This window comes from Zooshikella sp. RANM57, assembly GCF_050749885.1.
GTDB lineage: Bacteria > Pseudomonadota > Gammaproteobacteria > Pseudomonadales > Zooshikellaceae > Zooshikella.
Genome location: NZ_JBOIUB010000011.1, coordinates 58,261 through 71,925 on the forward strand (window position 1 = coordinate 58,261; position 13,665 = coordinate 71,925).

9 protein-coding genes are annotated in these 13,665 nt (G+C 39.8%); 7 read left to right on the forward strand and 2 right to left on the reverse strand.

What is annotated here, in order from left to right:
* The first annotated feature begins 103 nt into the window (after positions 1-103).
* The 7 genes from ACQ96U_RS20300 to ACQ96U_RS20330 all read left to right on the forward strand — a co-directional run bounded on the left by ACQ96U_RS20300 (position 104) and on the right by ACQ96U_RS20330 (position 10,251).
* Complete coding sequence (locus ACQ96U_RS20300; protein ID WP_431723095.1) at positions 104-811, forward strand: ComF family protein; 708 nt, start codon at positions 104-106, stop codon at positions 809-811.
* Between the two features lie 116 nt (positions 812-927).
* Positions 928-1,779 carry a molybdate ABC transporter substrate-binding protein gene (modA, locus tag ACQ96U_RS20305; protein WP_431723096.1) on the forward strand — a complete coding sequence of 284 codons (852 nt, stop codon included), beginning with the start codon at positions 928-930 and terminating at the stop codon, positions 1,777-1,779.
* Between the two features lie 124 nt (positions 1,780-1,903).
* Positions 1,904-2,596 carry a molybdate ABC transporter permease subunit gene (modB, locus tag ACQ96U_RS20310; RefSeq protein WP_431723097.1) on the forward strand — a complete coding sequence of 231 codons (693 nt, stop codon included), beginning with the start codon at positions 1,904-1,906 and terminating at the stop codon, positions 2,594-2,596.
* Positions 2,597-2,625: 29 nt separating this feature from the next.
* On the forward strand, positions 2,626-3,708 hold the full coding sequence (gene modC, locus ACQ96U_RS20315; RefSeq protein ID WP_431723098.1) for a molybdenum ABC transporter ATP-binding protein: 1,083 nt from the start codon (positions 2,626-2,628) through the stop codon (positions 3,706-3,708).
* A gap of 50 nt (positions 3,709-3,758) precedes the next feature.
* Positions 3,759-4,769 carry a serine/threonine protein kinase gene (locus ACQ96U_RS20320; RefSeq protein WP_431723099.1) on the forward strand — a complete coding sequence of 337 codons (1,011 nt, stop codon included), beginning with the start codon at positions 3,759-3,761 and terminating at the stop codon, positions 4,767-4,769.
* A gap of 285 nt (positions 4,770-5,054) precedes the next feature.
* A complete protein-coding gene (locus tag ACQ96U_RS20325; protein ID WP_431723100.1) occupies positions 5,055-8,654 on the forward strand; it encodes a mechanosensitive ion channel domain-containing protein in 3,600 nt (1,199 codons plus the stop codon).
* 133 nt (positions 8,655-8,787) lie between these two features.
* Positions 8,788-10,251 carry a protein adenylyltransferase SelO gene (locus ACQ96U_RS20330; protein ID WP_431723101.1) on the forward strand — a complete coding sequence of 488 codons (1,464 nt, stop codon included), beginning with the start codon at positions 8,788-8,790 and terminating at the stop codon, positions 10,249-10,251.
* A gap of 439 nt (positions 10,252-10,690) precedes the next feature.
* On the opposite strand, the gene ACQ96U_RS20335 is transcribed toward ACQ96U_RS20330, so the two are convergent.
* Entirely contained in the window at positions 10,691-11,338 is a 648-nt protein-coding gene (locus tag ACQ96U_RS20335; RefSeq protein WP_431723102.1) for a hypothetical protein, read from the reverse strand.
* A gap of 965 nt (positions 11,339-12,303) precedes the next feature.
* Entirely contained in the window at positions 12,304-13,656 is a 1,353-nt protein-coding gene (locus ACQ96U_RS20340; protein WP_431723103.1) for a hypothetical protein, read from the reverse strand.
* Positions 13,657-13,665: the final 9 nt, after the last annotated feature.

Sequence of the window (13,665 nt, forward strand, 5' to 3'; positions counted from 1 at the left end):
GTCATTACAATGAGTGAAACAGTCCTCATTGCTGCTCATTGTGGTCCATTACTTTTGCAGTGAATGGTAAATTGGTACCGCCCCCTGTCAACCAGAAAAGACTATGAAGGTTTACACTCGATCAATTATTAATCAATTAATGCCAATTCCCTGTTTATTATGTGGGGTAACAACTTCATTTGAATGTCGTATATGTAGTCCTTGTCAGAAAAGTCTACCAAGCTTCAACGTCGCCTGCCAAAGCTGTGGCTTACCTATTTACTCACCAAATACTGAGCGCTGTGGTCACTGCATAGCAAGGCCAACAATCATAAACCGAACAGTCTGTGGTTTTAGCTATCAGTTTCCTGTGGATAAACTTATCCTTCAGTTTAAATATAATCAGCAGTTGGGTATTGGCGAAACGCTTAGTCAGTTGCTTGCTGAAAAAATCAAACAGCAGTATTTGGACGACGCTCTTCCTGAGCAAATTATTCCTGTTCCCATGCATCCTAAACGTCTTGCTAGCCGAGGATTTAATCAAGCAGCACTCATTAGTAAGCAACTAAGTAAGTACCTTAATATCCCTATCAATACCCAAAGTTGTAAGCGCGTGATTGAGACTAAGCCTCAAGAAGGTCTTAATGCCAAACAACGGTCAAAAAATTTACAGCACGCATTTACAAGCACACACACTGTCTCACCACATATCGTGATTGTTGATGATGTCATTACGACAGGGGCGACCATTAATGCCCTGGTTGAAACACTCAACTCAGCCAGAGTTAAACGGATTGATGTTTGGAGCCTAGCAAGAACCCCTGCCAGCTGATAAGCTCGCTGCACAAGAGTTTGAACTCAATACATTCTGCTCTATGTTTGACCTTTTCTTACAGCAGTATTAACACACTCATAATTGATCTAGATTTTATAAAAAAGGATGCTGCTATGTGCTGCAGGAAAAATGCACATCTCTCAAGTTTGAAAATAACTAAGCAACAGCTGTGTTATTTTTCTCAGGGGCTTCTTGATTTACGTTTTTCATTTTTAACGTTTTTGTTTTTTTGGCTTTTAATAAGCTACCCAGCGCTTTCACTTGCATCACTTCCTCCTAAAAAAGTGATTACCATTGCAGTTGCCAGTAATTTTAAGCCAACACTTAATCAACTCAGTGAGCATTATCAACAGCAAAATAAAAACCAAAAAGTTGTACTCAGTAGTGCTGCGACAGGTGTTTTATTTACCCAAATCCGCCAAGGGGCACCCTATGATGCTTTTTTTTCAGCCGATAGCCTTCGCCCTAAGTTATTAGAACAGGCAGGTCTTTCACTACCTAACTCTCGTATCACCTATGCTCATGGTCAGCTTGTTTTATGGTCAAGAGAATTCGCTGGCTCAATTCATTCAAAGACAGTAAAACAGCTTCTACAAAAAACCACCCAACTGAGTATTGCCAACCCTAAGACAGCACCTTACGGTTTAGCCGCTCAACAAGTTTTACAAAAACTCAATTTATGGCCATACCCAAATTTAGTGATGGGACACAACATTGCACAAACCCTGCAATTTATTCAAACGGGCAATGCAACGGCTGGCTTTGTTGCCAAAGCCCAACTCCCTTTTATTAAACAAGGGCAAACATGGGAAATACCACAAGCTTGGTATCAGCCTATAGAACAGCAAGCCATCATACTTAAACGCAGCCAGGAAACAGAAGCCACTCAACAGTTTTTTAATTTCATTCGCAGTAAAAAGGCCAAAGCAATAATCAAACAAGCAGGTTATGATTTACCTGAATGAAGCTAAGCCTCACATACCAATACCCCTAACCGTTGACGTCAGGTAATCATCATCAGTGACTTATACGGCATAGCTTTTTACTCATAATGCTCTATAAAGCTGAATAAAGCTGATCAATTTATTTATGTTTAGTGCTACAGATATCGCCGCTATTATCATTACACTTAAGCTAGCATTTATTACCACACTACTGTTAATGCTGCTTGCTCCACCCATTGCCTGGTGGCTAAGTCATACTCAAAGCAAAGCCAGATCGCTTATTGAAGCGCTTGTCGCCATGCCATTAATTTTACCCCCCACTGTATTAGGCTTTTATCTTCTACTCCTTTTTTCACCCAATAGTCCTGTTGGAAGCGCATGGTTACAACTCACAGGTTCAACATTGGCTTTTAATTTTAGTGGTTTGGTCATTGGCTCAATTTTTTATTCTCTACCTTTTGCAGTTCAGCCCTTACAGAGTGGTTTTCATCAAGTCGATCATGGTTTAATTCAAGCAGCAACCACACTAGGTGCTTCTCCCTGGAATGTATTCACCCGTGTTATTTTTCCACTCACCAAGCGAAGTTTTATCATTGCTGCAACTTTATGCTTTGCCCATACCATTGGCGAGTTTGGTGTTGTACTTATGCTGGGGGGGAATATACCTGGCAAAACCCAGGTAATTTCAATTGCACTTTTTGATCATGTTGAGTCACTTAACTATATCCAGGCACACTGGTTAGCTGCTGTTTTAGTGCTTTTCTCGCTGATCGTGCTTTGGCTTGTTTATGGTTTACAAGGTAAAAAACGCCAAAAAAAGTTTAGCTCTGTCAGTTAACACATCATTTTTTATGTAAATAACATATCATGCTGCAGTTAGATATTAAGCTGGATCACCAGCAAAATTTCACACTTGACCTGTCCTACACTTTTCAGTCAGGTGGTATCACTGGTATTTTCGGCCCTTCAGGTAGTGGCAAATCAACTTTACTAAACTGTATTGCTGGACTCGAACCCGCACTGAATGGCTCAGTGCTCTGTAATAGCTGTTACTGGCATAATCAACAGCAAGTGTTAACTAAAAATCACCTTCGTGGTTTAGGCTATGTTTTCCAACAACCCCGCTTGTTTCCTCATTTAGACTGCTTGGCAAACCTAACATTCAGCCAACGTTGGCGATCAAATGTCAGCACAGGCTCTCCCGATATTGATGAAGTCATTCATGAGCTGGGTCTATCCCCTCTGCTAAGCCTTTACCCTCATCAACTATCAGGGGGACAAAAGCAAAAAATTGCGCTTGGTCGAGCACTATTAAGTACTGAGTCAGTGTTACTCATGGATGAGCCACTCTCTGCTGTAGACCAGCAAAGTAAACAACAAATTACTGCCTGGCTTTATCAACTAAGCCAACGTTGGCCTATACCCTGGCTTTACGTCAGTCATGAAATCAACGAGCTGTATCGTATCGCTCGTGAGCTTATTGTGATGTCATCTGGTCAGATCCAACTTGCTGGCGACCTGCTTTCATTAAGCCAACAAGCCCATCAATTTTTATCCTCTCCCGCAGATGCTGGTGCACTACTGGTAGGTACCGTCATTAACCATGATGATCATTATGGATTAACCCAGCTGGATATTAGTCCACAGTCACTACTGGTTGAGCGACTGCCATTTAATTGCGGCTGCCCTGTTCGGCTGCAAGTACCTGCGCGCGATGTAAGCTTAAGTCTGACTCGCCCTGAGGGCAGCAGCATACTGAATATTTTACATGGCACTATTACTGAGCTCGCGCCACTAAACAGTCATAGCGTGCTTGTGCAAGTGGCCTGTGGAGAACAGCACATACTTTCTCGCATTACCCAAAAGTCTAAAGACCAGCTGCAGTTGGCCTGTGGGATGCCTGTCTTCTTACAAGTCAAAAGCATTGCTCTACTGAATCAAACAGTTTAGTCTGCAAACTTTGATAGCATTAGTAACTGTGAATTTTTAGGGGGTAGCTTATGCATAATGAAACTCAGGACATTGCTACCAACAGCCACCCTTATACTACACTCACGCCCGACTGCGTACTTGATGCTGTTGAGTCATTAGGCTTCTTATGTGATGGTCGAATCTTCCCACTAAACAGTTATGAAAACCGAGTGTATCAAGTCGGCATTGAAGAACAGACACCGGTCATTGTGAAGTTCTATCGTCCAGAGCGCTGGTCAACCGATCAAATACTTGAAGAACATCAGTTTTTGTTTGAACTTAAAGAACTGGAAATACCTGTCGTCTGCCCGTGGCAAAACACTCAGGGACAAAGCCTCCACACGTTTAATCAGTTTTCATTTGCCGTATTTCCCCGACAAGGAGGACATGCGCCTGAACTGGATAATATGGACAATTTAGTGATTCTAGGTCGAATGTTAGGCCGTATTCATCAGGTTGGACGCATTAAACCCTTTACACACCGCCCCACCATCGATATAGCCAGTTTTGGACAGGCAAGTTACCAATATCTCCTAAACTCTGACCTTTTGCCGTATGAGCTGAAAACAGCTTACGAAACTTTAGGACGAGATCTACTTGAGTCACTTGAAAAACAATGGCCAAAGCAAGGCATTGAGATACAACGCATTCATGGCGACTGTCACCCAGGGAATATTCTTTGGCGAGATGACTTACCCCACTTTGTTGACTTTGATGATTGTCGCGCAGGTCCATGTATACAAGACCTATGGATGTTACTTTCAGGTGATCGCCACCAACAAATACAACAGCTCGATGAGATTCTATCTGGCTATGAAGAGTTTTCCAGCTTTAACCTAGCTGAACTAAGAATGATAGAACCATTAAGAACTCTACGAATCATGCATTATAGTGCATGGCTAGCCCGTCGCTGGACCGATCCGGCTTTTCCCAAAGCATTTCCCTGGTTTAATACAGCTCGTTATTGGTCCGAACACATATTAGAGCTTCGTGAACAATTAGCTGCATTACAAGAACCACCTCTGACGCTTTATAGCTAACTACTTATGCTTGTTTATTTAAGCAAAGCTAATATCGAGTAAGTACATTGTTTGCATAAGTTAAGCAGGTATTAATTCAACTCAATAACAGCATTAACGTCCTAATCGGCACGAATCAAGACTATCAAGACCTAAATAAGGTGCGATCAAAATAACAAAAATGTATTAGTCGACTATTGTTCATCAATAACTTGTTTACAATACTACTCTTTTATTTTGACAGTTTTCGTAAACACAAAAAGAGCCTTATATATTATGAGCGTCCACCTTAAGCGATGTACTTTTGTGTCATTTAGAGTTTGGCTTTTTTTGCTATTCAGCCTCTGTGTTTTAAATTCTTTCCCCCAGGCGATAGCAGAAGCTGCAACAACAGATATTAAGCTCCCATCCAAAGAACTTATTAAAAAGTCAATAGACTCTGTTGATCAAAAAAAACTAAGTTCAGATGAGCAAAAAGAACTTCGTGGCGTTCTACAAGACACTTTACAAAAGCTTGAACAAGTTGAGCAGGAAAAGCAACGCTTACATACCCTGCGCCAGGAATATGCTGATATTCCCAGGCAAATCAGATCATTAGAGCAGGATGTTCGCAAGCTATCTATCCCCAAAAAAGCGGATCTACGAAAAGGATTTGAAAAACATAACCTTGACCGTTTAGAGGACATACTAAGCGAAAAGCAAGCAGATCTATCTGATGTACAAAGCCAACTGGATAGAAACAGTGATCTTATTACAATCACTCAAAAATTGCCGGAGACAACTCAGGCAGAAATGGCCGCCAACCAAAAGAAAACTGATGCCCTCAATGATGAACTTCGCAAGTTACAAAGCAACGAAAAACCCCCAAAGTTTGGAGAGGAAAGAGAACATTTAATCTTTTCACAAATAGAGCATATGCGTAGAGAAAACTCTGTGCTGCGTCTGAAAAAACGCCATAGTACTGAATACTTAGGCCTTCTTAACGCCAAGTCTGAGTTACTCACTAAACAGGCCAAAATTTTACAAAAAGAAATCAAAGTACTTGATGATTTAGTTATTACTAAACGTCGTGAAGAAACTCAAAAGGTGCTTGATTCTGCATCCGAAGCGACTAAGTCATCCGAAAATACACACCCAATTTTAAAAGAACAGGCAAAAACCAATATACACCTAAGTAAGTCGCTGCTTCGAGTGACAGATAGCTTAACAGAGCTAAATCGTAAGAACTCAGCCATTACTCAGCAATTACAGTTTATTAAACAAATTGGTCAGTCTATCGATCAACAAACAGCTATCTTAAGTGACTCACCTGTTTTAGGTAAGTTTCTTCGTCAGCAAAAGCAAGCGTTGCCAAAAATTCAGTTGCACAACGATCTTCCTGAACTCATAGCCAATCTACGTTTTGACCAGTTTCAAAATACTGAGGAAAAGAAGAAGTTAAGCAAAGCTTATATAGAGCAACTTTACGTTACAGCAGTGCAAGAAGCAGAAAATAAATTATCAGAAACGAATAAAACACTCGAAGAGCTTAAAGCACAACAAGCCGAGGAAGAAAAAAAACAACAAGAAACGCAAAAAGAGCAGGAAGCTAAATCAGAGCAAGAACAACCTAAAAATCCAGAAGACACAACTAAGGTTGCTGAAGAAAAAGAAACGACAGAACCCACTCCAACATCTGAACTTAGCCAGAAAATAGCTTCACAAGAAAAGCTACAGAAAACGCTTAGTGAAGACCTCAAGATTATTAAAACTTTAAAACCAGAGTTGGAAAAAATTATTCAACTTCGTGAAAAATTGTTGGATAACCTTATTTCAGAACAAAATAAACTACTCAGTATTGCTATTACATTACAAATCAATCAGCAAGAACTTAAGAAAAATCGAGATGAACTTGCGGCATCATTAGAAAAACAACTGTTTTGGATCGCCAGTAATAAACCCATTGATAGCAAATGGTTTAAAAGCTTACCTAAAATTGCAAAAATAGAGTTTCGGGATATCCAAGGCAGCCCCTGGGAAGCTTTTAGACTAAATCTTATTGAACGTTGGCCATTGGCTATCGTTTTCACATTATTACTGGTTTTCACTGTTCTTCGGTATCGTCCACTTAAAGACTACCAACTGTGGTTGACAGATAAAGTAGGTAAGGTACAGCGGGATGACCTAATGGTGAGTCCTAAGGGAATTGCTATTTCTGCCTTTCATGCCTTGCCTATTCCTCTGTTCCTGATGTTTATTAGCGTATTTCTCAAACAAGTGGAGAGCAGGGAATTAATTGTACATGTGCTCAGTGAAGGGCTTTCATCATTAGCCGTAGCCACCTTTGCCCTGGCAATGATGCATTATATGACCAAGTCAAACGGTGTCTGTCTCACTCACTTTAAATGGTCTGAAGAATTAACAACCCATCTCAATAAAAATATTCGATTAATCGCCTTAGCGTTAATTCCATTGGCTTTTATTACACGCATTTCTTCTAACCTACTCGTCGAACTTGATCGTGAAGTGATTGGACAAATTCCCTTTATGATCACGGCGTTGCTCTTAAGTCTTGGCTTATTCCGATTACTACAACCACCTTTATATCTTTTCAAATCAAAGGTAATTCACTATTTAATTGCTTACAGCATAATAGTCACCCCATTAGTATTTGTAGTATTAACAATTTTGGGCTATTTCTACACCGCACTAACACTGCAACATCACTTTATCAATAGCTTCTATCTGGTTTCAGTATGGGTACTGATACATGCATTGATTGTCAGAAATCTACACGTTGCTGCACGACGTTTAGCTTTCCAAAGGGCATTAGAAAAACGCGCCGCCAGCCGAGATCCTGAACAAGCACAAGAAACCTTTGAAGAACCTGTTATCGATATGGAGTCAATCAATAACCAATCCATTCGATTAATTAATGCCACAATGTTGGCTCTGCTTGTTATCGCTTTCTATGCTATTTGGTCCAACTTATTACCTGTTTTCGAATACCTAGACACAATTAACCTATGGGAATACCAATCAGAGATCGATGGAAAACAAACACTCATTCCACTTAACCTGAGTGATGCGCTGCTATCCATTATTATCTTTGGTGTCTCATTAATTCTTAGCCAGAACCTTCCCGGTTTGCTGGAAATATCCTTACTGTCAAAGATGAAGCTACGACAAGGTACTTCATATGCAGTAACCACAATTGTTCGTTACTTTATAACAGGTGTAGGGACCGTCATGGCCCTCAGCACACTGGGGTTAGAATGGAGTAAGTTACAGTGGTTAGTAGCCGCGCTCAGTGTGGGCTTAGGTTTTGGATTACAAGAAATCTTTGCCAACTTTGTATCGGGTTTAATTATTCTGTTTGAACGCCCAGTACGTATTGGTGACACCGTTACTATTGGTGATCAACATGGCAGTGTTTCCCGTATTCGCATTCGTGCAACAACAATCACAGACTGGGACAATAAAGAAATCATTATCCCTAATAAAGTTTTTGTCACCGATCGGCTGATCAACTGGAGCTTAAGTAGCCCCATTACCCGCATCATCATCAACGTTGGTGTCGCCTATGGTTCAGACTTGGAAAAAACCAAAGAGCTCTTACTTAAAGCTGCTCATGAACACCCCAAAGTTCTCCATGACCCTGAACCACAAGTGCTCTTCACCTCATTTGGTGATAGCACACTTGATCACGAACTAAGAGCACATGTTCAGGAGCTTCGTGATCGACTACCTACCTCTGATCAACTGCTGAGAGCAATTGATCGAATGTTTAAAGAACATAATATCGAAATTGCTTTCCCTCAACGGGATCTACATATCCGTAGCTTACCTGATAATAGTATGTCCCCCATTGTTCAACCTAAACAGAAGTCCTCAGACGATGACGCTGATGAAAGTCAAAGTGCTTAACATATAACATTCATCACTTCCCTCAGGAGAAAAGCTATCTCCTGGGGATACCCTTACCTTTTATTGGGTTCTCTATAGTTAAAAAACACGTACACTGTAAGCGAAGAGTATCTGGGTCTAATGGGACTAAGTCATGTATTCAACGCAAGCACTTCCTTTTGATAACTCATTTGTGAACTCTCTTCCTGAGACCTTTTTTCAGCGAATCAAACCGTCCCCTTTGGAGTCCACTCACCTCGTTAGCTTCAACCCATCAGCTGCAGCCTTAATTGATTTATCTCCTACTGAACAATACCGTGCCGAGTTTATTAATGCCTTTAGTGGACTATCCCCCTTAGCAAGCATGGACCCAATAGCAATGGTCTACTCTGGACACCAGTTTGGTAGTTACAATCCTCAATTAGGTGATGGGCGGGGATTATTACTAGGGGAGGTACTCAATAAAAAGCAGGAACGATGGGATATACATTTAAAAGGAGCAGGCCTTACCCCCTTTTCCCGTGATGGTGATGGTCGCGCTGTATTACGTTCAACAATACGAGAATATTTAGGTAGTGAGGCGCTTCATCATTTAGGTATTCCCACCACCCGAGGATTATGCATTTTTGGAAGCAGTGAGCTCGTTTATCGTGAGAAAGTTGAGTCAGGCGCTTCTCTCATAAGACTCGCACAAAGTCATATACGCTTTGGTACTTTTGAGTATTTTTATTACACTCAACAACATAGTGCACTTAAAACGTTAGCTGATTATACCATTCAGCGACATTTTCCTGATGCACTAGAGCAACCCAATTCCTATTTATTTTTTTTCCAACAAGTTATTCAGAAAACGGCTGAATTAATTGCAAAATGGCAGGCCGTTGGCTTTGCGCATGGCGTTATGAATACAGATAATATGTCGATTATTGGCGAGACATTTGATTTTGGCCCCTTTGGCTTTTTGGATAACTTTGATGCTACCTATATTTGCAATCACTCAGACTATCAAGGACGTTATGCATTTAATCAGCAACCAAGCATTGCCTATTGGAACTGTAGTTGCCTAGGGCAAGCATTGCTACCTTTAGCTCCAGTAGAAGATATTAAAGCCGCTCTTAATAAATTCCCTGAATATTTTTTCCAATGCTATGATAGGCTTATTAGAAAAAAACTAGGTCTTTTTGAAGAAAAAAATACAGATAAAGATTTAATTACAGAATTATTTCAACTATTACAAGATCAACAACCTGATTATACACTTTTCTTTCGTTACCTTAGTGATTACAAGCCAAACCAAGCACACAAAAAGCTTAGCTGTCTTTTCAACGACACAGAACAATTAGATGCATGGCTAGCTCATTACGCCACTCGTTTATTATCTGAAAATGTTAACGAGCAACAACGTACAAATATCATGAAGTCAGTCAATCCTAAATACATTTTACGTAATTATTTAGCTCAAGTTGCGATAGAAAAAGCAGAACAAAAAGACTTTAGTGAAATAGACAAGCTTCTCAAGATTTTGTCTACCCCTTATGACGAACAACATGAAAATGAGGAATACGCAAAACAAGCCCCAGCTTGGAGTAAAACAATTCAGGTAAGTTGCTCGTCTTAAGTGTTTAGAGTTCCTGTTGTGACTCGTCTTTAGATATAAGCAAAAATTTTATAGTTACAATTGTAAAACTAGCCAGCTAAAACGCTGTAAACACAATTGCACAATTTAGCTAATGGACTAGAAGGAACGCTAGAGGTTACATGAAATGAAGTGTCGGACTTAGAAAACTAAGATATTAGTATAATCTTATTCGACAAGGCAGGTCTTTAGATACAAGTACTAAAGTTTTTACCACATATGAACTCATATCAAATGATGAAGGTGTTCATCACAAACAACATACCCATATACAACAGTTGCGGAGTATAATAAGCATACAGGTAGAAAAATTGAGAATCTTGTATGACTCGCTACAAAAGATATAAGCAATTTTAATCGCATTATATAAAAAAGTGGGGGAGCTTTTACGAGCCCCCACTTACTAAAGAGGGGCCACGTATTAACTCAAAGATTCATCAATAAACGCTTTAACATCCTGTGGCATACGGCTAATTGCTGGTAGCTGAAACTCGTTATTTTCCAGAATAGCTACTTTAGTGCAACCTGTACGGCAGTCAAGGATACGGAATTTAGCATTTTCTGGGTATTGGTCAGCTTCAGTCTCTTCAACTGGGAAGACTTTCCAATTACCGTTAGAAGAAGTATAAACAGCCTCTACAGCTGCTGTTTTTTCAACACTAGCGCTTACTTCATTACTTGTAGCTTCAGCAGAAGATTCTTGATTTTCAGTATCCTGCTTTGCTTTATCAAGTTCTTGAGTCAAACTTTGTACTTTTTCTTTATACTCAGTGACTTTTTTCTTAAGCAGCTGATTACCTTTGGTCAGCTCTTCATTCTTCTTTTTAAAATCAAGATTTTTACGTTTTAGCTGATCAGTATTAGCTTGCTTGATTTTCTTTTGTAGCTGACAGACTTGATTATTAAGCTGTTTACTTTCCGCTTTAGCAGATTGAAGCTGTTTTTTTAATGATTCTACTTGTTTTTCAAATGATGTTAGTTTGTCCTCGTAGGAGGAGCGAATGTCTTCCTCCACAGCCATTAGTTGTTCTAAACGTTCAATTTGCTCGAAATTAACAGTGTCTGTCATGATCTATGCCTAACTACTCCAATAGCAAATACTCTTTAAACATTAACATATACAGGAAAAGCTCCAAGTCGTTCTACCTGTATTATTTTCATTGCTTAACCATATGCACTGCAAACAGCAGACTCAATACCCTAAAAACTCAATAAACTATAGCATTAAATAACATGCTCTCCTGAATCAAAGGATTTACATTAGCGATTATATAACCTGCTATAGTCAGCTACCCGTAAAGCTTTAAATTATGGTATTTGCATGATTAACAACGCAATGGGAGGTATTACACTCAGTGGAATCTAGTTTTACAGCGTTCACTAGACTCAGACGTCAAAGCTCATGCTTAAAGCCTTATGACTCAATAAAGTTGCTGATAATCCTTTTGGCTTGCTTCAGATTAGTCTATGTAGGGTCACCTCAAGTTTACACTGTTCAAACCGTACGCGCGGATTGTAATGACGTATACAGGTATCGTCAAATCAAATAGGCAAACCATTGCAAGCTTTTTAGCTAGCAGCGACTGCACTATACAATACAACCATTAATCCGGCGGGAAGGCTGGCGCAGGAATCTCCTTAAAGCTTCAATCCAGATGGTAAGCATTACACTATTATGTTTTGATGTGAAAATAGTAGCTTTATAAATGACAGGCTACTATACACTCGGTTTCATTATTTGCCAATACCAAATTGTAAAATTAAGATATTTCTCACGCTTATTAGGCATATTGCATTACATTATGGTAGGAAATCCTGAGTAATTTTCATCAATTAGTCGCGGTACATTCAACTCTACTACTTTAAAGCACTCATTTGCTCTATGAAAGCGTACCAGGATATGTCAATAGTGCCATCCAGTAGCAAAAAAACTAAAAGATTGGCCTAACAAGTTCATATAAGCACCCAAAATACCATGGGTTCACCTTGGCATACAAAAAGTCACTCATTAATGAGGCTGTTCCTTACCATACCTCATATTGATAGTGTTTTATCTAATAGCTTTACTTGCTCAACCCGGTAAATTGAGCCGGACTTCCAGTAAAACGCATATAAATCATTGCCGACAACAAGTTCTACAATATTTCCCTCAGAATCTCGTTTAATAGTTACTTTTTGCGTTTCCAATCCCCGTTTAGCATCAAAGTAAAAGAACGGTAATGCACTCTTCCCTTTAGAGTAAACATCTGTAAGAAACAACACATGTTGAAGTGGGTGACGATTTCCTTTTCGCCATGTAGTAACCGCTGATTGCAAAGACTTATAACTGTCAAAGCTCCAATACAACCCCATCATGGTAAAAAACTCATTGGGGTTATCCACAAAGTATCCCTTTTCAGTGGGGGCTGCGAGATAATGGTGTGCTTCCAGCCCAGCTGCAGCAAGTAAGACCTGTTTTCGTTTCTTTAGTTGAAAGTCACTCTGTATACTATATTGGTCAATCACTCGGCTAACTCCCTTAGCGAGTGCCAGATAGAAAGGATCTAAATCTGCCATACCAGGAAGTATAGAATCGCTGTTTTGATTATCGATTACTATACCTTGTCCAACAGTCGTCAACTCAAATTGTGTTCCTTTCTCTCCTTCAAGTACTGTTGCCAAGGCAATATATCTCAGATTATGCAACCCAATAGGCAAATTCTCCAAGTAGCTAGTAACCCATCGCTTTTGCTGGTCACTCAGCTCTTGCTGTTCTAACAGGACAACACCATGCTGTAACCACAACCGTCGATGTTCACCCAATAAACCTGCAGCATCTGCCAACTCCATACGTAGCTCAACATTCAGTGCAAATAAATCCAATGCATTAATAAGTAGCTGAGCCTGCATAATCCAATAGAAAGATTGTTCAACATGCGCATCACGCATATTTTTCAACCATTGCAAATAAAATTCATAAAGCGCTTTCTTCTGCTGCTTTGAAGCACTTTTGGAATACAAGTTGAGAAATCTTGCCTGGTTTAATAAAGATGACTGTTTTTCTGATGATAGCTGGGTATAAGCCTCTGCTGTATTACATAAACTAAGCAAATTCTGTTGAATCGCTACAGCTAAGGCTGGATTCACTTTTTTTTGAACATTGGGCAATGACCACACGAAGCCCAAATAGTCAAAGTAAATACGCAGCTGCTCTGTAAATGGTTGATTTACAAAGTAATTAGTAAAGAAGCTCTGAAAGTCTCGTCTGCCATAACGAGGACTACGAAAGATTTTAAACGCTTTACTCGCTGCAGATTGACTCCATTTTTGAGAAAGTACAGATAAACTCTGGCTGAGACTCAACTGATCTTGGTTATCTAAGACAGCCCAACTATATGATGGAGCCATGCAGCAGAC

What these genes read in the sequence shown, in the direction of transcription:
- modB (WP_431723097.1), top strand. Translation starts at nt 1,904, where the DNA reads ATGTTTAGTGCTACAGATATCGCCGCTATTATCATTACACTTAAGCTA.
- modC (WP_431723098.1), top strand. Translation starts at nt 2,626, where the DNA reads ATGCTGCAGTTAGATATTAAGCTGGATCACCAGCAAAATTTCACACTT.
- ACQ96U_RS20335 (WP_431723102.1), bottom strand. Translation starts at nt 11,338, where the DNA reads ATGACAGACACTGTTAATTTCGAGCAAATTGAACGTTTAGAACAACTA.
- modA (WP_431723096.1), top strand. Translation starts at nt 928, where the DNA reads ATGTGCTGCAGGAAAAATGCACATCTCTCAAGTTTGAAAATAACTAAG.
- ACQ96U_RS20300 (WP_431723095.1), top strand. Translation starts at nt 104, where the DNA reads ATGAAGGTTTACACTCGATCAATTATTAATCAATTAATGCCAATTCCC.
- ACQ96U_RS20340 (WP_431723103.1), bottom strand. Translation starts at nt 13,656, where the DNA reads ATGGCTCCATCATATAGTTGGGCTGTCTTAGATAACCAAGATCAGTTG.
- ACQ96U_RS20330 (WP_431723101.1), top strand. Translation starts at nt 8,788, where the DNA reads ATGTATTCAACGCAAGCACTTCCTTTTGATAACTCATTTGTGAACTCT.
- ACQ96U_RS20320 (WP_431723099.1), top strand. Translation starts at nt 3,759, where the DNA reads ATGCATAATGAAACTCAGGACATTGCTACCAACAGCCACCCTTATACT.